The 21,711-nt window shown below is 62.5% G+C and carries 20 protein-coding genes; 4 read left to right on the top strand and 16 right to left on the bottom strand.

Translation table 11 applies throughout. From position 1 onward, the window contains the following. Positions 1–329: 329 nt before the first annotated feature. From BLT66_RS04110 to BLT66_RS04100, 3 genes are read right to left on the bottom strand one after another with little or no spacing between them, the layout of a single operon-like run. Positions 330–1,529, bottom strand: a complete 1,200-nt coding sequence (locus BLT66_RS04110) for a glycosyltransferase family 4 protein (RefSeq protein ID WP_092755974.1) — start codon at positions 1,527–1,529, stop codon at positions 330–332. Continuing rightward, complete coding sequence (locus BLT66_RS04105; protein ID WP_176954956.1) at positions 1,526–2,491, bottom strand: GDP-mannose 4,6-dehydratase; 966 nt, start codon at positions 2,489–2,491, stop codon at positions 1,526–1,528. Before BLT66_RS04105 ends, BLT66_RS04110 begins: the two co-directional genes overlap by 4 nt. Positions 2,492–2,501: 10 nt before the next feature. Further along, positions 2,502–3,410, bottom strand: a complete 909-nt coding sequence (locus BLT66_RS04100; RefSeq protein ID WP_092755970.1) for a glycosyltransferase — start codon at positions 3,408–3,410, stop codon at positions 2,502–2,504. 347 nt (positions 3,411–3,757) lie between these two features. Between BLT66_RS04100 and BLT66_RS04095 the strand changes: the two genes are divergently transcribed. Continuing rightward, a complete protein-coding gene (locus tag BLT66_RS04095; RefSeq protein WP_092755968.1) occupies positions 3,758–5,995 on the top strand; it encodes an NADP-dependent isocitrate dehydrogenase in 2,238 nt (745 codons plus the stop codon). A gap of 123 nt (positions 5,996–6,118) precedes the next feature. Here the strand turns inward: BLT66_RS04095 and BLT66_RS04090 are convergent, their stop codons facing one another. Beyond that, complete coding sequence (locus BLT66_RS04090) at positions 6,119–6,997, bottom strand: LysR substrate-binding domain-containing protein (protein WP_092755966.1); 879 nt, start codon at positions 6,995–6,997, stop codon at positions 6,119–6,121. Between the two features lie 196 nt (positions 6,998–7,193). On the opposite strand from BLT66_RS04090, the gene BLT66_RS04085 reads away from it, so the two are divergent. Then, complete coding sequence (locus BLT66_RS04085) at positions 7,194–7,595, top strand: nuclear transport factor 2 family protein (RefSeq protein WP_092755964.1); 402 nt, start codon at positions 7,194–7,196, stop codon at positions 7,593–7,595. A 9-nt stretch (positions 7,596–7,604) separates the two neighbouring features. Here BLT66_RS04085 and BLT66_RS04080 read toward each other — a convergent pair whose 3' ends face one another. The 7 genes from BLT66_RS04080 to BLT66_RS04050 form a co-directional block, all read right to left on the bottom strand. After that, a complete protein-coding gene (locus BLT66_RS04080) occupies positions 7,605–8,258 on the bottom strand; it encodes a hypothetical protein (protein WP_092755962.1) in 654 nt (217 codons plus the stop codon). A 169-nt stretch (positions 8,259–8,427) separates the two neighbouring features. Continuing rightward, positions 8,428–9,750, bottom strand: coding sequence for a metallopeptidase TldD-related protein (locus tag BLT66_RS04075; protein WP_176954955.1), 1,323 nt, complete (start codon positions 9,748–9,750; stop codon positions 8,428–8,430). Beyond that, positions 9,750–11,207 (bottom strand): TldD/PmbA family protein, encoded by a 1,458-nt coding sequence (locus tag BLT66_RS04070; protein WP_092755958.1) that lies wholly within the window; start codon positions 11,205–11,207, stop codon positions 9,750–9,752. Before BLT66_RS04070 ends, BLT66_RS04075 begins: the two co-directional genes overlap by 1 nt. A gap of 48 nt (positions 11,208–11,255) precedes the next feature. Then, positions 11,256–12,236 carry a hypothetical protein gene (locus BLT66_RS04065; protein WP_092755956.1) on the bottom strand — a complete coding sequence of 327 codons (981 nt, stop codon included), beginning with the start codon at positions 12,234–12,236 and terminating at the stop codon, positions 11,256–11,258. A gap of 74 nt (positions 12,237–12,310) precedes the next feature. After that, on the bottom strand, positions 12,311–12,691 hold the full coding sequence (locus BLT66_RS04060; protein ID WP_092755954.1) for a hypothetical protein: 381 nt from the start codon (positions 12,689–12,691) through the stop codon (positions 12,311–12,313). A 160-nt stretch (positions 12,692–12,851) separates the two neighbouring features. Next, on the bottom strand, positions 12,852–13,346 hold the full coding sequence (locus tag BLT66_RS04055) for a GNAT family N-acetyltransferase (RefSeq protein ID WP_092755952.1): 495 nt from the start codon (positions 13,344–13,346) through the stop codon (positions 12,852–12,854). Between the two features lie 41 nt (positions 13,347–13,387). Next, positions 13,388–14,158 (bottom strand): carbon-nitrogen hydrolase family protein, encoded by a 771-nt coding sequence (locus BLT66_RS04050; RefSeq protein WP_255406759.1) that lies wholly within the window; start codon positions 14,156–14,158, stop codon positions 13,388–13,390. A gap of 241 nt (positions 14,159–14,399) precedes the next feature. On the opposite strand from BLT66_RS04050, the gene BLT66_RS27375 reads away from it, so the two are divergent. Beyond that, entirely contained in the window at positions 14,400–15,989 is a 1,590-nt protein-coding gene (locus BLT66_RS27375; protein WP_092755951.1) for a methyl-accepting chemotaxis protein, read from the top strand. Between the two features lie 6 nt (positions 15,990–15,995). Here BLT66_RS27375 and BLT66_RS04040 read toward each other — a convergent pair whose 3' ends face one another. The 4 genes from BLT66_RS04040 to yedA form a co-directional block, all read right to left on the bottom strand. Next, positions 15,996–16,370: a hypothetical protein gene (locus tag BLT66_RS04040; protein WP_092755949.1), complete on the bottom strand. Its 375-nt coding sequence runs from the start codon at positions 16,368–16,370 to the stop codon at positions 15,996–15,998. A 135-nt stretch (positions 16,371–16,505) separates the two neighbouring features. Beyond that, positions 16,506–16,880: an SWIB/MDM2 domain-containing protein gene (locus BLT66_RS04035; RefSeq protein ID WP_092755947.1), complete on the bottom strand. Its 375-nt coding sequence runs from the start codon at positions 16,878–16,880 to the stop codon at positions 16,506–16,508. A 378-nt stretch (positions 16,881–17,258) separates the two neighbouring features. Beyond that, positions 17,259–18,929 carry a malate dehydrogenase (quinone) gene (mqo, locus tag BLT66_RS04030; protein WP_255406757.1) on the bottom strand — a complete coding sequence of 557 codons (1,671 nt, stop codon included), beginning with the start codon at positions 18,927–18,929 and terminating at the stop codon, positions 17,259–17,261. 381 nt (positions 18,930–19,310) lie between these two features. After that, entirely contained in the window at positions 19,311–20,207 is an 897-nt protein-coding gene (gene yedA, locus BLT66_RS04025; protein WP_092755943.1) for a drug/metabolite exporter YedA, read from the bottom strand. Between the two features lie 90 nt (positions 20,208–20,297). Here yedA and BLT66_RS04020 point away from each other — a divergent pair, with 90 nt between their 5' ends. Beyond that, entirely contained in the window at positions 20,298–20,792 is a 495-nt protein-coding gene (locus BLT66_RS04020) for an Lrp/AsnC family transcriptional regulator (RefSeq protein ID WP_092755941.1), read from the top strand. 12 nt (positions 20,793–20,804) lie between these two features. Here the strand turns inward: BLT66_RS04020 and BLT66_RS04015 are convergent, their stop codons facing one another. Next, the gene (locus tag BLT66_RS04015) at positions 20,805–21,695 is read right to left on the bottom strand and encodes a LysR family transcriptional regulator (RefSeq protein WP_092755939.1); all 891 of its coding nucleotides are present in this window, start codon (positions 21,693–21,695) and stop codon (positions 20,805–20,807) included. Positions 21,696–21,711: the final 16 nt, after the last annotated feature.

The following is a 21,711-nucleotide window of genomic DNA, read 5'->3' as shown; positions in this document are numbered from 1 at the left end:
CAGGACTGGCGGGGTGGGCACAGCGCGGACATCCGCTGTGGCAGTAGGGCGCGCGGCGCAAAAAACGCGGTTTTTGCCCACTAATTGCCAAACACGCAACTTCTAAACAGTGCGCCTTCTTTTGGGAAAAGTAAAGTTCTGGTAAGCGCGGGGGCAGTCTACGGTTCAGCGGCGCCCGATGCATCCCTCAAACAGAGGATGAACTGCGCGAGACCACAACGTCGGCGAGCAGGTCGCCTATATCCGATATGTGGTGGCAGCTATTGATGCTGCACCCACGCAGCAACTGGCAGTCATTCGTTTGCTGGCAGCGACGCTCTTGCAGGCATTCAAGCAGTGCGAATCCTGGTTACGGGCGCTGCTTGTGAGCCCGCCAGCTCGCGGTAAGCGATCTCGGTGCCGCGGCAAGTTTTTTCCCAGGTAAATAGCGCAAGGCGGCGCTGCCCACGAGCTACCAGGTCGGAGCGCAATGCTTGGTCGTACAGCGCTTGTGACATCGCTAGCCGGAGCGACTGGGCATCTTTGGGTTCGAAGTACAAAGCGCCGTCACCACCGATTTCCGGCAAGGAGCCGGAATTGCCAAGCACTGTAGGGCAGGCGCAGCTGAAGGCTTCTAGCACCGGCAAGCCAAATCCTTCGTACAGCGACGGAAACACAAACACCTGCGCCTGCTGGTAGAGCGCTTGCAACTCGGCATCGTTGGCCGAGCGGTGGTGCACCCGGTCTGCCAGGCCGTGTATCTCGAAGAACACACGCTCGTTCTTGTTGAACCCGGTCCCGGTGCAGACGATGTGCAGTTCCGGGTCTGCAGCCAGTAGCGTGCGTATGCTGTTGATAAGGAAGAAAAAGTTTTTATAGACCGTCCGTGATCCCACAAACAACACGTACCGTGCAGGTAGCTCGGACGATCGGGTGGGCGGGGTGTTAGTAGTGCCCATGGAACTGGCCAGATGGACCACCTCCACTTTTTCAGCGGATATGCCAAAAAACTGTACCAAGTCTTTCTTCGTGCACTCTGATATGGCCAGAATCTTGTGGGCCTTCTGGGCCAGCCTGCGTTTACGGTCTGAGGTACGGTCCGCCAGATTGAAATACTCGGGGTAGATCTCATGGATCATGTCGTACACGGTTAAAACGAATGGCTTATTGCCTATGTAGGGCAAAAAATAATCGTCGTAGTACGTGGGATGGAAGACATCGAAATCTTGCCGCTGCAACGCGGCAATAGCCACTTGCTTGTTAATCGCCTCTGCATCAATTGGTTTGCGCAGCTTGTTTCTGGCGGCGTAGAGGTTCCATTTTCCGCGAAAATCGTGCCCTCTCATAAAATTCTCGTAACTATCCGGATTTTCCTGTGTCTTCAATCCAAACCGGGTGCTCTTCAAATACTCGTTATGAGAGTACTGTATGGCCACTTCTACCGAGGCTGTAGGGGTGTTGTCTAGCTGGGTAATAAGCTCGCAAAAGTAACGGGAAATACCTCCGAACTTCTGCATTTCAAAGGCCTGGTGGTCATAAAGTATTTTCATGCGATGGATTTTTCGCGCCAGTAGTTCAAGATATCCCGCAGGCTGGTATCCAGTGGAATGCTTGGCGCCCACCCAATTTCATCATTGATTTTTTTCAGGGATCCAATAATGGCCTTGTTGTCATTAGGCCGAACCAGCTGAGGGTCTATTTTCTGTACGACAGAAATCCCCAGAATGGAAGCCATCTGGTCAATCACTGACTTCAATGCTACGCCGGTGCCGCTGCAGATGTTGTAGATATGGCCAGAACGCCCTTGCCGCAAAAGCAGGTCATACGCGCGCACAACGTCCCGCACATCGACAAAGTCGCGCACGATGGTAGTGTCGCCTGTCAACATGACGGCATCTGCACTTCCATTTTGTATGGCCAATAGCTTGCGGGCGAACGAAGAAATGACAAAGGTATCTAGCTGTCCGGGACCGATGTGGTTGAACGAGCGGGTCATCACAATGTCGCAGCCAAACCCATCGACATACACCGTGGATAACAGTTCCTGGGACACACGCGCCACCGCGTAAGGGCTGACGGGGTTGAGCTTGGCGTCCTCGGTCAAAGGTAATTGGTCCAAGGCGCAAGCGCCATATTCCTCAGAAGAGCCAATCGACAAAATGCGGCAGCGGGGATTGACCTTACGCACCGTCTCCAGAAGATTCAAAAATACATTGGTGTTATTGGCAAAACTCTGAATAGGATTCACCCAGCTGAACGCCACACTGCTAAAAGACGCCAAATGCACGATGTAATCTGGCTGAAACAGCGCAATCAAAGGCTCCCATTCATGGCTTTGCAATAAATCGGCCTTCTTGAACGCACATTCCAGATTGCCAAACTGGTTCAGGTCAAAATTAACCGCATCCCGGTCAATGCCCAGTACAGAAATTGGTTCATTCAAACCATTTAAATAATCTAAAAAATGACGCCCTACAAAACCCGAGAATCCGGTAATTAAATATTTTTTCACGCTATGCCTTTTATTGAATGCCTGCGAGACAGCGGACGGCATAAGTTTTTAAAAATCGAAGATTGGTTGGGTCCAGCTTTACCGCTTCCCGGATAAAAGGCTGCGCCGCCTGCACATTGTGGTCGCGCTCAATATGCTGGTAACCCCGGCCAAACAGCTCTGCAGCTAAACGCTTGCGCATTTTTGGAATACCCCGCCAGTTCGGATGATCGACATAGGTTTTTTGGATAGCCAGTGTTTCCAAATTGACATGAACTTGGTTGCTCGCCCCTGAGATGGTGTGAGGAGAATCAAAAAATACGCCCAAGGCTTTGGGAACATGCAGCAGCGGGTGCTGGCTGGCGAACCGCAGCCACATATCGTAATCGGCTGCGATGCGGTAGCTGGTATCAAAAACGCCCAGCGCACTGTGCAGCGATTTGCGCCACACCGGCTGCGACCCGGTAATGCAGCGCAGCAGTAAGTCCTCTGGCGTGTAGTCGGGCCAGCGGCGCAGCTTGGCGCCACGGCTCTCGCATTCGGCAAAGCTCTCGTTTTCCGTATGGCTGATCAGCTGGTCGGCGTACGCCAACGCGGCCTCGGGGTGGCTTTCCAGTGCGGCAACCATGGTCGCCATGAAGTCGGGGTGGTGGCGGTCATCGGTATTGGCATTGGTCAGGTATTGCCCCCTGGCCAATGGAATGGCGCGGTTCCATGCCACATACAAAGGTTCGCGCTCGGTGCGTAGGAGCTTGATCTGCGGATATTTGCGCACAAACTCCTCGCAAATAGCACTCTCTCCCTGCGGAGAGCCGCTGTCAATCACCAACACCTCCATCTCGCTAAAGAGGGTTTGCTCTACCAGATCCTCCAGACAACTGCGCATGAAACGTTCGGCGCTGTATGTCGAAACAATCGCGGTAATGAGAGGTTGGGGCATGGATAGAAGGCGTTGAACGCAATAACGGGCTGCACCGGCTGGGGCCGAAATAGCTTACCCCAAATTATTTACCTAACGCGTGAGGAAGCAGGAGGACTTTCTAAGTAGCTCAGGCTCGAGTGCAGCTTGCTATGTCCGAAAAATCTACACGCGCCGCCTTCCGGGTTTCTCTTGATCTACTTGCAGCGTAAGCCTACATCCCCATGCTCTACGACATGACTTCATGCCCAAATCGATTTTCTGGGCGCCCCTAAAGTAGACTCTAGGCCGCTGAATGTCGCAGGAGCGACCCTGTTTAGCCGCTCCAAACGGCTTGCCCATTTTGTTTATTGCCTGAGAGGTCATCCATGTCTGCCGAAAAATCAAAGATCATCTACACCCTGACCGACGAAGCGCCGCGGTTGGCGACCTATTCGCTGCTGCCCATCGTCCAGTCTTTTACCGCGGCTGCCGGTATCGACGTGGTGACCAGCGACATCTCGGTGGCGGCCCGCGTGCTGGCTGAGTTTCCTGAATTCCTGTCTGAAGAGCAGAAGGTTCCTGCCACCCTGGCCGAACTCGGTCGCCTGACCCTGTTGCCCGACACCAACATCATCAAGCTGCCCAACATCAGCGCCTCCGTGGGCCAGCTGCAAGCCTGTATCAAGGAACTGCAGGGCAAGGGCTACGCGATTCCCGACTTCCCTGAAGATCCGAAGAACGACGAAGAAAAATCCATCCGCGCCCGCTATTCCAAGTGCACCGGCAGCGCCGTGAACCCAGTGCTGCGCGAAGGCAACTCGGACCGCCGCGCCCCCAAGGCCGTCAAGGAATACGCGCGCAAGAACCCGCACAGCATGGCCGAGTGGAGCCAGGCTTCGCGCTCGCATGTCTCGCACATGCACCATGGCGACTTCTACCATGGCGAAAAGTCCATCACGCTGAACAAGGCGCGTGATGTGAAGATGGAGCTGATCACCAAGAGCGGCAAGACCGTCATCCTCAAGCCCAAGGTGTCGCTGCTGGACCGTGAAGTCATCGACAGCATGTTCATGAGCAAGAAGGCGCTGGTCGAGTTCTACGAAAAAGAAATCGAAGACGCGCACAAGACCGGCGTGATGTTCTCGCTGCACGTCAAGGCCACGATGATGAAGGTTTCGCACCCCATCGTGTTTGGCCACTGCGTGAAGATTTTCTACAAGGACGCGTTCGAAAAACACGCCAAGCTGTTCGATGAACTGGGCGTGAACGTGAACAACGGCATGGCCAATCTGTACGACAAGATCACCACCTTGCCGCAAAGCAAGCAGGACGAGATCAAGCGCGACCTGCACGCCTGCCACGAGCACCGCCCCGAACTGGCCATGGTGGACTCGGCCAAGGGCATCACCAACTTCCATTCGCCCAACGACGTGATCGTCGACGCGTCCATGCCCGCCATGATCCGCAGCGGCGGCAAGATGTGGGGCGCCGATGGCCGTCTGAAGGACGTGAAGGCTGTGATGCCTGAATCGACCTTCGCCCGCATCTACCAGGAAATCATCAACTTCTGCAAATGGCACGGCGCCTTCGATCCCAAGACCATGGGCACGGTGCCCAACGTCGGCCTGATGGCCCAGCAGGCCGAAGAATACGGCTCGCACGACAAGACCTTTGAAATCGCCGAAGACGGCGTGGCCAACATCACCGACCTGGCTACCGGCGAAGTGCTGCTGAGCCAGAACGTGGAAGCCGGCGACATCTGGCGTATGTGCCAGGTCAAGGACGCCGCCATCCGCGACTGGGTCAAGCTGGCTGTGAGCCGCGCGCGCAATTCCGGCATGCCCGTCGTCTTCTGGCTGGACGCTTACCGTCCGCACGAAGCCCAGCTGATCACCAAGGTCAAGATGTACCTGCACGAGCACGACACCACCGGCCTGGACATCCAGATCATGAGCCAGGTGCGCGCCATGCGCTACACCCTGGAGCGCGTGATCCGCGGAGAAGACACCATCAGCGCCACCGGCAACATCCTGCGCGACTACCTGACCGACCTGTTCCCCATCATGGAACTCGGCACCTCGGCCAAGATGCTGTCCATCGTGCCTTTGATGGCCGGCGGCGGCATGTACGAAACCGGTGCTGGCGGCTCGGCGCCCAAGCACGTGCAGCAGCTGGTGGAAGAAAACCACCTGCGCTGGGATTCGCTGGGCGAGTTCCTGGCTTTGGCCGTGTCGCTGGAAGACCTGGGCATCAAGACCGGCAACGACAAGGCCAAGCTGCTGGCCAAGACCTTGGACGCGGCCACCGGCAAGCTGCTGGACCACAACAAGGGCCCATCGCCCAAGACCGGCCAGCTGGACAACCGTGGCAGCCATTTCTACCTGGCGCTGTACTGGGCCCAGGCCCTGGGCGCACAGACCGAGGACGCGGCCCTGCAAGCCCAGTTCGCACCCGTGGCCAAGGCCCTGACCGAGAACGAAGAGAAGATCGTGGCCGAACTGAATGCGGTGCAAGGCCAGGCCGTGGACATCGGCGGCTACTACCTGCCTGACGTCGCCAAGACCGACGCCGTGATGCGCCCCAGCGCCACGCTGAACGCCGCACTGAAGACCGTCGCGGCCTGATAGCGCCATGCGCTGAAGCCACCAGGCTTTGACGCCATGCCCCCTGCGGACCTTGCGGTCTGCAGGGGGCATTTTGCTATGGAATGCGTAGCTGCTTGCGCAGGCTATATGTGCGCTAGCGGCCTATTCGGTGTGAAGCTGCGCGAGCAGCCAGGCCTGGAATGCCTTGAGCTTGCCCTGTTCGGCGCGCTGCGCGGGGTAGGTCAGAAAGTACGACATACCGCTGGGAATCTGCTGGTGGAACGGCATGGCCAGCACGCCGTCTGCCAGGCTTTCGCGCAGCAGCGCCGGGTCGGCAATCGCCACGCCCTGGCCGCGGGTGGCGGCCGACAGCGCCATGTCCAACGTGTCAAACACCTGGCCTTGCGCCGGGTCCGGCATATCGGCCCCCACGCCTTTCAACCACAGCGCCCATTCGCGCAGCCGCGGGTCGGGGTGCAGCAGCTGCAAGTTCGCCAGATCGCGGATGTTCTGCAGCTGGGGCAGCAAGGCCGGCGCGCACAACGGCGTCAACTTTTCTTGCATCAGCGGCACCTCCACCAAATGCGGCCAACCGCCCAGGCCATGCGCGACGATGGCATCCACGCCGCTGCGGCTGAAGTCGGGTGCATCCGACCAGTGGGTGGCGATGCGTACCTCCAGGTCGGGCAGCGCCTGGCGCAGCTGTGGCAGCCGCGGCAGAAACCAGCGCGAGGCCAGCGTGGGCGGCAGCTGCAGGGTCAGCACGCCGCGTGCCGGGGCGAGGCTGGCCGTGGCCTGTTTGAGGGTTTTGAAGGCCTCCTGCACCGCCGGCAGCAGCTGCGTACCCTCGGCGCTGAGCACCAGGCCCTTGGCCTGGCGGACGAACAGCGGGCAGCCGTAGAACTCTTCCAGCAGCTGGATCTGCCGGCTCACCGCGCTCTGCGTCAGGTGCAGCGCCGTGGCGGCGCGGGTAAAGCTGCCGAGCTGGGCCGCCGCCACAAAGGCCTGCAAGGCATATAGAGGTGGGAGTTCTGATGGCATGGCTGTGGCATGCGTTCAACGCATGGGTATTGTGCGAATCTTTCGTTAGCCCAATCGGCACTTGCTTCCTAAAATTCCCACGTGGTTTGCGAGACAGCATGCTTCAGATGCATGCTATAGCGGCCATTATCGGGCTTGGCGCAGAGCACTGCGGAAAGCATTTGAAGCGGAAATCCAGGAGTTACAGGAGCTATATATGGGCCAACCGGCTACCCACACGTCTTACGTCGAGACCATAGAACAATACCTGGCCCAGTTGGAGCGGGGCGATGTGGATGCGATCTGCGCCCTGTTCAGCGGCGATGCGCAGGTGTTTTCCCCGTTCCTGGGTTGGATGGGCCCGCGCCCGTTTTTCGAGAAGGTCCGCGATGCCTCGGGCCAAAGCCAGATCGAGACCATCGACATCCTGCTGAGTGCGCGGAATGCACCGCGCGCGGTTGGCTACTTTGTCTACCACTGGCAGCTGAAGGACGGCAGCATGGTGCATTTCAACTGCGCCGACGTCTTCGATTTCGATGCGCAGGGGCAGATTACCTGCATGACCATCGTCTACGACACCCACCCCATCCGCGCCGAAGTCGGCAACAAATACGGCTGAGGCCGGCGCCTACAGCTTGCCGTACTGGGTGCCGCCGATCATGATCCCGCCCTCCAGCGGCATCAGGTCCGACTGGTATTCGAGCTCGCCCACACGCACCGGTGGCGGCGGCTTGCCGCGCTCCAGGGCTTCCATGAAGGCTGCGCGCTCCTCGGGCGAAATCGGCTGGTAGCGATTCCGCGACAGCACGCCTGTGGGCTTCTGTGGGCCGCCCGCCGTGCGTTGCCCGGCCGCGGGCTCAAAGTTGCCGGTGCGCGCCGGGTCGGTGGCGCGGGAGCGGCGTTCAAATTGGTCTTCGGTTTCGCTGACCCGCCAGTACATGCCGTCGATCACGATGCCGAAGCGCCGGTAGGCGTGGTCGCGCATGCTGTGCTCCATTGCGGCAAAGCTCTTGGTCTTGGCATGCTTGCCGGCGACAAACGACTTGGCTACGTCGACCATGGCAATGAAGCGGTGGTGCCGCTCGTCCACCGGCATCACCTTGAAGCGGTACATGTGCGAGACCACCTCCATCGACAAAAACGTCTCGCGGATCGACTGGTACAGGCATTCCTTGCGGTAGGCCATGCGCTCTTCCAGCGCCATGCGCATGGCCGGCGACTCGTCCGAAATACTCAGCGGGCCGGGCGCGGAGCGCTTGGCGCGTTTAAAAAAAGCAAACATGTCGAATGGCGGCTTTCGAGAGGGTTGATCTTGTGCTGCCGTCTGTGGTCCAGAAGGCTTGCCCCATTATGCGGATTTATGCCCGCATCCGGGAGTTGCTCCTTAATGTATAGCTGCTGGCGCCCTAGCTGTCTGCGTAGAAACGCGATTTCATATCAATCTGATCGCCTCACAGCGTCAGCGCAAACCCCTCAACGATCGCCCCCGGCGCAGTGATGCTCTGCAGCTGTCGCGCGCCGTAGGTGCTGTCGGCCGGCACCAGCTCGGCATGCTCGGTCAGCACCACCAGGCCCGGGCCGAACATGCGCAGGAACGAGTCGTCGAAACGCATCACGGGGATCGGCGCGACGATCTGGCCGTCTTCCACCCAGAAGCAGGCAAAGCGGGTCATGCCGGTCATACGGCAGGCCTGGCGGTCGCTGTAGTTCAGGTAGTGCAGATTGCCGATGTAGACGCCGGTGCCCAGCGCCTGCAGCACCTCGGCCTCGGGCAGGCTGCCGGGGGCCATGGCCAGCGACTCGGGGCTTTCACCGCCATGGCTGCCGTTGGTAGGCTGGCTGTATTCCTTGGCGCTGCGCGGGCTGGTCAGCGAGGCCGCCATCTGGCCAGCGCGCACCAGCGCTACCGCGTCGGGCTTGGTGAAGCCATCGGCCTGAAAGCGCGGGGCGATGCCTTCGGCCGTGGCCTCGGTCAGCGTCAGCAGCGGGCTCAGCGGTGCCTTGCCCTGGTGCGCCAGCAGCAGGCTGGAGGTGCCGGTTTGCAGGTCTTTCAAGCCAAAGCCGCCCCAAGACAAAGTGCCCAGCAGCTCGGCCACCGCCACCGGGCTGAAGTAGACGCGGTAGGCGCCGGGTGCCAGGGTTTTCGGCGGCAGCGCCAGCAGCTGGATGCGGGCGCGGGCCTCGGCTACGCGGCGGGCAAATTCGGCGCTGCTCCAAGCGGTACCGGCATAGCTGCATTTCACCGCCTGGTCTTTCTCACGGTACAGGCACCAGTCGAAGAGAAAGCTTTCCACGCTGTGCCAGTTGCGCTGGCCGCGGCTGTCGGCAAAGGCCTGTACCACGCTGCCACCGGCGTAGAAGCCGACCAGGTCGCTGCCGGCCGCATGCTCGGCCACCGCGTCCATCAGTTGCTGCGGCGTCGGCAGGCTACCGGTGGCACTGCGCTCGGTGTTGACCACCGCCTCGGGCAGCAGCAGGTAGGCGTCGTCGGGCACCAGCGGCAGCTGCTCCAGCAGCGCGGTGCGCTCGGCCAGCAGGGCTTCCGTGTCGGCCGCCAGGTCGCCGCCCAGGCTGATGCTGCTCGATGCGCGCTTCTGGCCGCTGACGACGCTGACCGTGCCGTAGCGCTGCTCCACATGCGTGGCCTGGCGCACCTGGGCATGGTTGAAGCGGATGAAGTCGGATGCTTCGGCGCTGAAGTACAGGGTGACGCGGTCGGTGCCGGCCAGGGGCGCGCAGACGGCTGCGGCGAGTTGCTGGAAATAGCTTTGCATCATGCGGCTCCACCAAACACCGACACGTCTTTGAACAAACAGGCAGGCGCCGCGTGGCCCACGCGTATCACCTGGTTCGGTTCGCCCTTGCCGCAGTAGGGCGTGCCCATCACCTTGAAGGTGGATGCGTCGCCGACCATCGCCAGCGAGCGCCAGAAGCCGGCGGAGATGCCGCGGTAGTTGGGCCGCTTGACCACTTCGGCCAACTTCCCGTTGCGCACCATCTGTCCCCATTCGCAGCCGAACTGGAACTTGTTGCGCGAGTCGTCGATGCTCCACGACGCATTGGTGCGCAGCAGGATGCCGTAGTCGATGCTGGCGATCATCTGATCCAGCGTGCTGTCGCCGGGCTCGATGTTCAGGTTGCTCATGCGGTCTATGGGGGCGCGATTCCAGTTGCAGGAACGGGTGGTGGCCACGCCGCCCAGGCCTGGTAACAGGCCTTGGGCGCGGGCTTGCGATAGGCTGCCGCCCAGTGGCCGCTGCAGGATGCCGTGGCGGATGATCCATTCGCGCTGCGCCGGCGTACCGTCGTCGTCGAAGGCAAAGCCGGCAAATTCATGCTGCTGGTCGGGCGCGAAGCTGACGTTCAGCAGCGGGCTGCCGTAGGCGTAGTGGCCGAACATGTCCAGCGTCACGAAGCTGGTGCCGGCAAAGTTGCGCTCGTCGCCCAGGATGCGGTCCAGCTCCAGCGGGTGGCCTATGCTTTCGTGGATCTGCAGCATCATCTGGTCGGGCATCAGCAGCACGTCCATCACGCCGCTGGGGCAGTTGGGGGCCTGCACCAGCTCCAGTGCTTCACGCGCCACGCGCGGGCCGTCCTGGGCGAAACCGGCGCGCTCCAGCACCTCCAGACCACCTTGCTGGCAAAAGCCGTTGTACTGGCCGGCGGCGGAGCGGGTTTGGGTATCTCCGTTGGCGCTGGCCACGGCCAGGATGTTGGGCACCACAAAGTCCCAGTTCTGCGCCATGTGGCCGCCGTCGCTGGTGACCAGCAGTTGCTCGGTATGCGTGGTCCACAGCGAGGCGCGGCGGTCCTTGATGGCGTCGCCGATGTTGGCGCTGGCGCAGACGTCTTTGAGCAGATCGAAGCGCTCGGCCAGCGAGGTCTGCGCGATGGGCCGTGTGGTGGCGGATCGGTAGTCGCCCCGGCCGCCGGGCCGCGGTGCATCGCGGAAGTCGAACACGCTGTGCGCGGCGCTGGCCGCCGCCAAGTCTTGCGCCTGCGCAAATGCCTGGCGCAGGCCGCGCTCCGACACGTCGCTGGTCGCGGCATACCCAAGCCCGCCGCCGTGCTGCACCGAGACCATCACGCCGGCATCGCGCTCGCGCGAAGGCGCCTCGGCCACGTCGTTGCGCACCGTCAGGCGCTCGGTTGATTCCACCACGTGGCGGACGGACCAGAAGTCGATGCCGGCAGGCGCGGCGGATGGGGCAAGCTGTTCTATGGTCGGCATTGTGCTATTGAATTAGTAGCTGCTGGCGAAGGCGGAATATGCGCTAGCTTAGGCTAAAGGCATGTGGGGTTGTGTGGCTTGGCACATCGCATCGTGCAGTTCTTGCACGGCTTGGATGTCCGCGTGGATGGCGCCGCTGCCTAGGGTTTCCACAAATCTGCAAGCAGCGTAGGCCGGTGCTTGGGCTTCGTACTGGGCGATCCAGGCGTTTCTGACGCCCAGTTGTTCCGGCTTGATGGGCCAGACGCCGGGCCGGGGGCGCATATTGGTCTGTATGCCGATGCGCCAAGGCTTGGGGCTCACCCGGGCGCGGAAGCATTGCTGGTTGTTGCACATGGCGGCGTACACAGCATCTGCCTGGACCGCTTTGAAGAACGCGTCGACGGCCGGGTCCGAGGGGTCAAAAGGCTGGTGCGTGGCCAGCACGCGCAGCCCGGCGGGCGTGCGGTACAGGCGCAGGCTCCAGTCGGCATGTTCTTGCGCGAACTGGGCAACCCGGCTGCGTGCCAGAGCCTCGGCGGCAGCTGCCTCGTCGGGGCGGCGGCTTTGAATCCACCGCGTGACGGGCCCGGATGCAATGAATGCCAGCAGGGCGAAGGCCATGCCGGCAAACCGCGATTGCGCAAGCCAGCCTATGGCAGCTGCCATCAGCAGTATGGCGACGCCGCCCCGCAGGCCAAGCCGCAAGTAGGACTTGTCCGGAAAGTCGATATCGGCGAAGAGGGCATGGGGCGTGTTGAGGCAGCGCGCGCCGTACGCGTTGCGCGTGATGATGGTGCTGCCGTGGCGGCTGACGATCTCCTCGCGGATGGGCACGCCAGACGCGCCGTTGTACGGCATTTTGGGCTCGCGGCGCTCCAGCTTCTCGCCCGCCAGCAGACGGGACATGGCTTCTTGGGCACGCGTGTCCGCACTGGCTTGGGCGCTGGCTTGGTCGGTGTCCGACCAACCAAAGCGGCGCACCGTAGTCTGTTTACCTTTATGCCGTTGCTGCAGGCGGGCTTCAGCCCAATATTGTGGAACGATCATGTGGATTGCACTTCAAGACGCGATGCGCATGGTGGTTTGTTGTTGCTGGCGCAAAAGCATGTGTTGGCTATTTTTCAATTGGCAAACTGGAAGCGCACTAAAGCAAACGCCAGTGCAAACAGATAGCCGTAGGAGAAGCTGTCGATGCGCAGCGCATCTTGGCCGCGGCGCTCGCGCCAGGCGCCGAGGGCGGACATGCCGAGACCCGCGGCCACTGGGACCAGCAGCAGGTTGGACAGCTGGCCCAGGTGGTTCAGTACCAAGTGCGCAGGGAACAGCAGCAGGCTCAGCGCGCCGAAGAGGGCGCCAAAGATCGCGTAGCCGGTAGCCGCCATCCAAGGGTTGCGCTTGCGGCGGAATGGCTCGGCCAACGAGTGCAGGCCGAGTTCAAAAAACGTCTCTACGACGATCTGCAGCAGGAACTCGCCAAAGATGGAAAAGAGGAACTCGAACATGCGCGTGGAAGGGGTGGGGCGGCTTGGAACGAGACAAGGATGGTCACTATAGCCCAGCCATTGCCGACTGACGCCGGTACGGTGCGCGCGATACCTATTCCTGTTTTCATAGCAGCTCACGCAGGTAGGGTGTGCGCTGGCGGCTGATTTTCTTTAGATTCTAGATATCAGCGCGCCGCTCGAACTTTTGTTCGCGCACCTCGGCACCCCACTGCGTGCCGGCTTGCTGGTGCACCAACTGGAAGCCGTGCTTTTCGTACAAATGCCGGGCCGCGCCCAGGCCGTCGAAGGTCCAGAGGTAGCTGTGGCCATAGCCCCGGGCGTTGCAGAAGTCCATGGCTGTGGACAGCAGCTGCTTGCCCATGCCGCTGCCGCGCAGCGCGTCGGAGGCGATGAACCAGCGCAGGTGCGCGCCGTCCTGGGCGGCGTGGGCGCCGTCGATGGCAATCGACCCATGCACCACGCCGTCTTGCAGGGCCAGCCACAGGCCGTCGCGCTGCGGGTCCATGCGTTCGCAAAAGGCGGCCAGTTCGCGCGCCACCTTGGCCTCGAACGGCAGACCGAAGCCGACCAGCGGGTGGTAGTAGCGGGCGTGCAGCTCGGCGATGCGGCCTATGCAGCCAGGCAGGTAGCCGGTGTGGAGGGTGGGGGGCATGGCGGACCTCGGTGCGGAAAGGTTGCGGTGACAGCGATAGTCTAGACCGGCTGCAGCGCACCGCTCCATACGCCGGCCTCGCAGCTGGCCAGCAGCAGGACGTTGCCGGTGCCGACTGCGGCCACCACCAGCCCGCCGCCCGGCGCCCAGAAGCCGCTTTTGCCGGCGCTGGTGTAGCCACCGCTCGGGCCGCCGTGGTTGGCCAGCAGCACGCCCAGCTTCCACTGCCGGGCGTAGCGCTGCAGCTGCAGGGCTTCGGCCGCATAGCCGCCCTCGGAGACCAGCGAACTGGCCAGGTAGAGCGCGGCGCCAGCGGCCACGGCGCGCTCGGCATGCGGGCTGTGCATGGCGTCGGCGCAGATGGCCAGGGCCGCGGGCATGTGGCCCAGCAGGTAGTGGTTGGGGTTGCCGGCGTCCACCGCGCCCGGTGCGGCGAAGCGGTCTTCGCTGGCGTGCAGGTGCTGCTTGCGGTAGACCGTGCTGCTGCCGTCCGGGTAGAAGCTGATGGCGCCAATACAGGGCTTGTCGGCCACGCCGCTGGCCACTGGCGCGCCGACGACGATGGCCATGCCGGCCTCGCGCGCCAGCGCCTGCAAGGGCGCGAGCCGGCTGTCAGCGGGGTGCAGCACGCAGCCGGGCAGCAGCGCGGGCTCGTAGCCGCTGAGCGACAGTTCGGGAAACAGCAGCAGATCGGCCCGGGCCTGGCGGGCCGCGTCTATGAACTGCAGGTGGGTGCGCAGATTGGCGGCGATGTCGCCGGGCACCGAGCAGGATTGGGCTGCGGCGATGCGCAGTGTGGGGGGCGTGGTCATGGCGGTGCTTGGCGCTGTGCTTGTCTGGTTGATTTGCTATTTAAAGTGTAGCGTGTTGCGCATAGGAGGACTGCGCAAACGCCTTGGTAGGCGAGAAGGAACTGCGGGGCGCCCGGGGTTTTCATCCATTCTGATGAAGGTGTGGGTGGCGGGTGGCCCACGGGCCGGGCGGGTCTGCTAATTTGCAGCGGCCCGGCGCTGCCTGCGTCGACTGGTCTGTCTACCCGCATAGGAGTGAACAATGGCTTTTTCAAATCTGAAGATTGGGGTCAAGCTGGCGGTGGCTTTCATCGCGATCCTGCTGTTGACCGTCATCACCGGCGTATATGCCGTGACCCAACTCGACAAGGTCAACACCAGCACCAAGGATATTGCCACCAACTGGTTGCCCAGCACGCGCATCCTCGGCGAGGTCGACGCAGCGCTGAACGAATACCGCCGGGCCGAGATCCAGCACGTGCTGGCCGTGGACCCGGCCGGGGTGGCCGAAAACGACAAGCGCCTGCAAGCTGCCAAAAAACGCATCGACGACGCCTTGGCGGCCTATGAGCCGACCATAGGCTCCGCCGAGGAGCGGGCCCAGTTCGACGCGCTCAAGGGCATGACCAGCGCGCACTACGCCAGCAATGCCAAGCTGTTGCCGATATCGCGCGGAGGGGAGGCCCAGCACGAGCCCGCCAAGGCCTTTCTGAACGGCGAATCGCGCACCACCTTCCGCGTGATGGCCGGCGCGATTGCCAAGCTGGTGAAGCTGAATGGCGATGGTGCCGACACGGCCTATGCGTCGTCGCAGCAGGTGTTTGCCGCGTCCCTGCGCTGGGTGATTGGTTTGCTGGTGGTGGCCATCGCCATTGCCAGCTTTCTGGCGGTGTGGATTACCCGGCTGATCACCGGGCCGATTGGCCAGGCCGGTGCGGCCGCCAGCCAGATTGCCGGCGGCGAGCTGTCGCAGCGGCTGCATGTGACCGGGGCGGATGAGACCGCCCAGTTGCTGCACACGCTGGAGGCGATGCGCAGCAGCCTGTCGAGCGTGGTCTCGCGCGTGCGCCATGGCTCGGACGCGGTGTCGATGGCCAGCTCGGAGATTGCCCAGGGCAACCATGATCTGTCGGCCCGCACCGAGAGCCAGGCCAGCGCACTGGAGCAGACCGCGGCATCGATGGAGCAGCTGAGCGCCACGGTGCGGCAGAACGCTGACAGTGCACGCGAAGCCAACCAACTTGCGCTGCGGGCCAGCACGGTGGCGGTGCAAGGCGGCGAGGTGGTGGGACAGGTGGTGGATACCATGAAGGGCATCCACGAGGCGTCCAGCAAGATTTCCGACATCATCGGCGTGATCGATGGCATCGCGTTCCAGACGAATATCCTGGCTTTGAACGCGGCCGTGGAAGCCGCCCGCGCGGGCGAGCAGGGCCGCGGCTTTGCGGTGGTGGCCGGCGAGGTGCGCAGCCTGGCCGGGCGCGCCGCCAGCGCGGCCAAGGAGATCAAACAACTGATCGCCACCAGCGTGGAGCGCACCGAGCGCGGCACGGCGCTGGTGAACCAGGCCGGCACTACGATGACCGAGGTGGTCGGTGCGATCCGCCGCGTGACGGCCATCGTCGGCGAGATCAGCGCCGCCAGCAGCGAGCAGAGCGCGGGTGTCAGCCAGGTGGGCGAGGCGGTGACGCAGATCGACCTGGTGACCCAGCAGAACGCCGCTTTGGTGGAGGAAATGGCCGCCTCGGCCAGCAGCTTGAAGGCCCAGGCGCTGGAACTGGTGCAAGCTGTGGCGGTGTTCAAGCTGTCGCCGGGCACGGGCGGCAGTCTGCTGCTGGGCCGCGCGGCCTAGCCGGCCTCAGCAGGCAAACGACTCGACGAACTTCGGGTCGCCGGTGAAGCCGCAAACTAGCGACTGGGCGTGGACCTGCAGCTGCGTGCCGTTGCTGAACTGCAGCTCCAGCCGCACCGCGCCGGCAGACTTGTAGGGCAGGGCCAGGCTGGACAGTACGGATTGGCCGTCCAGCAGCCGCCCGCCAGAGAGCCGGCCCATGCAGTCGGCCAGCGAGCCGTCCCAGCGGGCTCCCAGGCACTGGATATGCAGCGACTGCGCATAGCCCGCCTGGTCCGGCGCCATGCGCACCCAGGCGGCGGAGAAAGCGATCTGCAGCGTGTCGGCCTGCGCAGCCGTGCTGCGCACTTCGGAGTCGTGGAATTCGAGGCTGGCTTGCATGGCTGAGGGGAAAGCTTTTTTGCTATTTAAATAGTAGCTGCTCGCGCAGGAAGAATATGCGCTGGAAGCGGTTTTTGTTTAAAAACCCATAAAAAAAGCCGCATCGCTGCGGCTTTGTATTCGACCCAGGGCCGATTACTTCAGATGCTTGCCGATCAGGCCAGCCATTTCGAACATGGTGACTTCGTCCTTGCCGAACACAGCCTTCAGCTTTGCATCGGACTTGATGTTGCGCTTGTTGGCTTCGTTTTGCAGCTTGTGCTTCTTGATGTAGACCCACAGTTGCTTGACGACTTCGGTACGGGGCAGGGGTGCTGCACCGACCACAGCGGCCAGAGCGGCGCTGGGGGTCAAGGCCTTCATGAAGGCGGCGTTCACAGCGCGCTTAGCAGGAGCTGCAGCGGCCTTCTTGGCGGGAGCCGCCTTGGTTGCTGGAGCGGCCTTGGCTGCAGGAGCAGCTTTCTTTGCAGGAGCGGCAGTTTTTGCCGGGGCTTTTTTCGCAGTTGCCATGATGTTCGGTCCTTATTGGAGTTGAGTATTCACCAGTGTGAAGCGGCTCAGACTTACGCAGCGTCCGAGTGGTGGGCCCAGTGCCCTTCACTCGGGAGCTGCGTAAGTCGTGACAGCTTCCCCTCTGGCAGACCGTGATGCTACTGGAGAAAAAACCGGTTTCCTAGGCGGAATGCATATTTTTCGCATGCGGAGGCCGTCTTTTCCCTTGTAAAGCTGCTCTGGCGCCACGGTTTTCAGCCCTGCGAGCCTGTTCGAGGCCTATTTAGGGCTGCGCAGCTGCCTTTTTGGGAGGGGCGGATAGGCGCACCAACCGCAGGTTTCGCCCCCTAACGCAGCACCAACGAGTTTGTTGTTACGCATCAGAGGGCCTTGCCCTTACAGGGCCATGTCGCGCGCTGGCGTCGTCTTGTTACCGGCGGGCTCGCCGCGCACGGCGGGTTGCGCGACCCGTCCCATGTCGATGGCGGGTGCCTGGGCCAGCTGCAGCAGCTCGGCGGTGTAGGCCCATTCCTGGACCGTACGTGCCGCACTGTCGTTCAGCTGCGTGCCGTAGCTCGGCACAATCTGGCGGATCTTTTGCTGCCAGGCTGGCGTGGCGAGCTTGTCCTTAAATACTCTTTCGAGCACGCTCAGCATGATGGGGGCGGCCGTGGACGCGCCAGGCGAAGCGCCCAGCAGTGCGGCGATGCTGTTGTCCTTGGATGCGACGATCTCGGTGCCCAGCTTCAGCACGCCGCCCTTTTCCGGGTCGCTCTTGATGATCTGCACCCGCTGGCCAGCCTGCCACAGGCGCCAGTCTTCCTTCTTCGCCTCGGGGAAGTATTTTTTCAGTTCGTTGAAGCGGTCTTCATCTGACAGCATCAGCTGGCCGGTCAGGTACTGCACCAGTTCGAATTGGTCCACGCCCACCTTGGTCATGGGCCACAGGTTCTGCGGCGTGGTACTGCTCAGCAGGTCGAGGTAGGAGCCTTCCTTCAGGAACTTGGTGGAAAAGGTGGCGAAGGGTCCGAACAGGATCAGGCGCTTGCCGTCGAGCACGCGGGTGTCGAGGTGAGGTACCGACATCGGCGGCGCGCCGGTCGAGGCGATGCCGTAGGCCTTGGCCATGTGTTGCAGGGCGATGGTGGGGTTTTCGGTGACCAGGAACGAGCCGCCCACCGGGAAGGCCGCGTAGTCGCGTGCCTCTGGAATGTCCGATTTCTGCAGCAGATGCAGTGCGCCGCCACCTGCTCCGATGAAGACGAACTTCGCGTCGGTCTCGGTAAGGGCGCCGGTCTTCAGGTTCTTGTAGGTCACGCGCCAGGTGCCGTCGGCATTGCGCTTGATGTCTTGTACTTCGCTCGACAGCTTCATCGAGAAATTGGGCCGCGACTGCAGGTGTGTGGCGAACTGGCGGGTGATCTCGCCGAAGTTCACGTCGGTGCCGATGGGTGTCCAGGTGGCGGCCAGCTTCTGCTTGGGGTCGCGGCCGGTCATCATCAGCGGAACCCATTTGGCGATCTGCGCCGGGTCTTCCGAATACTGCATGGGGCGGAACAGCGGGCTGGCCTGCAGTGCGTCGTAGCGCTTCTTCAAGAAGGCAATGTTGTCGGCGCCCCAGACAAAACTCATGTGAGGCGTCGAATTGATGAAGGAGCGCGGGTTCTTCAGCACGCCGGTCTTCACTTGCCAGGCCCAGAACTGGCGCGAGACCTGGAAGGCCTCGTTGATCTCGATGGCCTTGGAGATCTGCACCTTACCGTTCTTGTCTTCGGGGGTGTAGTTCAGCTCGGCCAGCGCAGAGTGGCCGGTGCCTGCATTGTTCCAGCCATTGGAGCTTTCTTCGGCCACCTTGTCGAGGCGCTCGACCAGTTCCATCGACCAGTCGGGTTCCAGTTCTCTGAGCCACACGCCGAGCGTGGTGCTCATGATGCCGCCGCCGATCAGCAGCACATCGACCTTGCGGGGTGCGCCTGATTTGGTGATTTCGTTTGCGGCTCGCGCGGCTTCTATTTCAAACGCTGCGGCAAGACCCAATACGGCCGCCGGAACCATTCTTCTCTTCATGACTTGATTACTCCTGGTAGGGGAATCCGTCTTTCCACATCAGGGCATGCGGTGGTCGCCCGGGCTGGGTGCGCGGCGGTTTGTCTGGAGGCCGGGGCACTGCGGCTCCGGTGTGAGACCCACATTCGATTCCATGGAAAGCGGTGACGACCGGGGGGCATGAGCCCATTGTCCCGGCGTTTCTCGTCTCCTCCGCCTGATTTGCAGGTGTTCCCGCTTCCGCACTTGCTGGAGCGAAGATTGGCCCGTCTTGATGCGGGAGGCGGATTTTACGCCATCAAGTTGGCCACTTTCAGGGCTGACGCGGTACGGTTTCTCGTGCTTACAAATTTGCGCTCACCCAGTGAGGGCTTGGCAAACAGGCGGCGTCTACATAAGGCTCTAACGCGCTTTTTGCCCGGCCCAGAGTATCAAAACCACCCCCAGCAGGATCACGCCGCAGGCTAGCCATTCGGTGCTGGTCACCACTTCATGGGCCAGTACCACGCCTAAAAACAAGGCGATCAAGGGGTTCACGAACGCGTAGCTGGTGGCCAGCGCGGACGAGGCATGGGCCAGCAAATACATGTAGGCGCTGAAGGCCACCAGCGAGCCCGCCAGCACCAGGTACAGCCAGGCGGCGCTGGCCGCCAGGGTGGGTGGCCACTGCGGCTGCTCGCCCAGGGCCAGCGATACCAGCAGCAGGGCCGCACCGCCGCACAGCATCTCGCTGGCAAAGCCGACCGGCCCCTTGGCCAGCGGCAGCCGGGTGGTGGACAGCACCGAGCCCAGCGACCAGGTGAGGGTAGCGCCCGTGATGCAGATCAGGCCGATGGGCGCGGCGGCAAAGCTCGCGCCTTGCACCAGCAGGCCCACGCCCAGCAGGCCGGTGGCCATGCCCAGCAGCTCCAGCCGGGTCGGGCGCTGGCCGAACAACAGGCCCCAACCGCTGGTCAGCATGGGCACGACGGCGATAAAGGTGGCGATCAGGCCTGAGCCTATGTGCACCGAGGCCTGGGCCGTCAGCCCCATGCCGCCGCCCAGCATCAGGATGCCGATCAGCAGCGCGTTGCGCCATTCGGTGCGGCTGGGCATGGGCTGGCCGCGTGCCACCAGCCAGGCCATCAGCAGGCCGCCGGCGGCCAGAAAGCGCGTGCCCATCTGGAAGAACGGCGGAAAGCTGGGCAGTGCGACATGGATGGCCAGGTAGGTCGAGCCCCAGATCAGATAACAGGCCAGCAGGGCCGGCAGCAGCAGGGCGTTGCGCCGGGGCGTAGTGGGTAAGGCGGTGGTGTGCATGGCAGCTATGTTAGGTAGACATGCGCACCGAAGCCATGCGATATTCTCGGAAATAAGCAGCTTGTGCCGTTAGTTTCTTGGGAAAAATAGATGTTGACTGAAGTTTCCGAATTCGATGCCTGCGACGACCGCATCCTGGCCGAATTGCAGCGCGATGCGCGCATCACCATGGCCGAGCTGGGCCGGCGCGTACACCTCAGCCAGCCGGCGGTGACCGAGCGGGTGCGCAAGCTGGAGAGCAGCGGCGTCATCAAAGGCTACCGCGCCGAGCTGGACCTGACCAAGCTGGGCTACGGCATCCGCGGCATTATCCGCGTGGCCCGGGCCGAGTACGCGCGGGTGGTCAAGCTGATCGAGCAAACCCCCGAGGTCATCAACGCCTACAACGTGACCGGCGAAGACAGCTGGGTGCTGGAGATCGCGGTGATCGACGTGCAGCACCTGGACGCGGTGGTCACCAAGTTCTGCATCCTCACCGAGACCTCCACCGCCATCGTGTTGAACGCCCCGCGCGAGAACGCCCCGGTGCTGCCCGCGCGGCGCGAAAACATCAAGCATTCGATCCAGAAGGTGACCGGCAAGTAAGCGCTGTTTGCCTCAGCTGCCAAAGCCTTTCAGCTCCTCGCGCATCCAGTCGACCAGTACCCGGGTGCGTGTGGGCAGCAGCCGGGCATGCGGATACACCACGCTCAAGGGCCGGGCCGGCGACTCGAACGCTTCCAACACGATTTGCAATTGCTGCGTGGCCAGATACGGCGCCACCTGGTACGACAGGAACATGCCAAAGCCCAGGCCGGCCGCGCAGGCCTCGACGGCGGGAGCGATCTGGTTGAACTCCAGGTTGCCGCTGACGTTGATGCTGAAGGGACGGCCCTTGTCGATGAACGGGCCCCAACTGGGGTTGTTGCCGGTGCGGCGCACGCAGTTGGCGCGCAGCAAATCGTTGGGGTGCGCGGGCTGGCCGGCCTGCTGCAGATAGCCGGGGCTGGCCACGACCACGCGGCGGATGTGGCCTATGGTCTGCGCCACCAGGGTCGAGTCCTCCAGCGGGCCTATGCGGATGCCCAGGTCTATGCCTTCTTCCAGCAGGTTCACCACCCGGTCGTACAGCAGCACGCTGCAGCGCATCTGCGGGTAGCGCTGCACGAAGCGGGTGATGGCGGGCGCCACATGCATCTGGCCGAACTGCACCGGCGCGGTGATGTTCAGGTGGCCCACGGGTTCGGCGGCATCGGCGGTCAGCGCGGCCTCGGCTTCCTGCAGGTTGTTCAGCAGCTGGCGGCAGCTGTCCAGATGGCGCCGGCCCTCGTCGGTCAGCGAGATGCGTCGCGTGGTGCGGTTGAATAGGCGCACGCCCAGCTCGGCCTCGAACGCCGCCAGGCTGCGCACCACCGCGGGCAGTGACGAGTCCATGGCGCCGGCGGCCGCGGTCAGGCTGCCGTGGTCGGCAATCTGCACAAAAGTCTGCATGGCTTTGAGTTTGTCCATGTGGGCATATTAATCC

The sequence above is a fragment of the Rhodoferax sp. OV413 genome (genome assembly GCF_900104385.1).
Classification (GTDB): Bacteria; Pseudomonadota; Gammaproteobacteria; order Burkholderiales; family Burkholderiaceae_C; genus Rhodoferax_B.
This window is presented reverse-complemented; position numbering and strand designations above follow the sequence as displayed.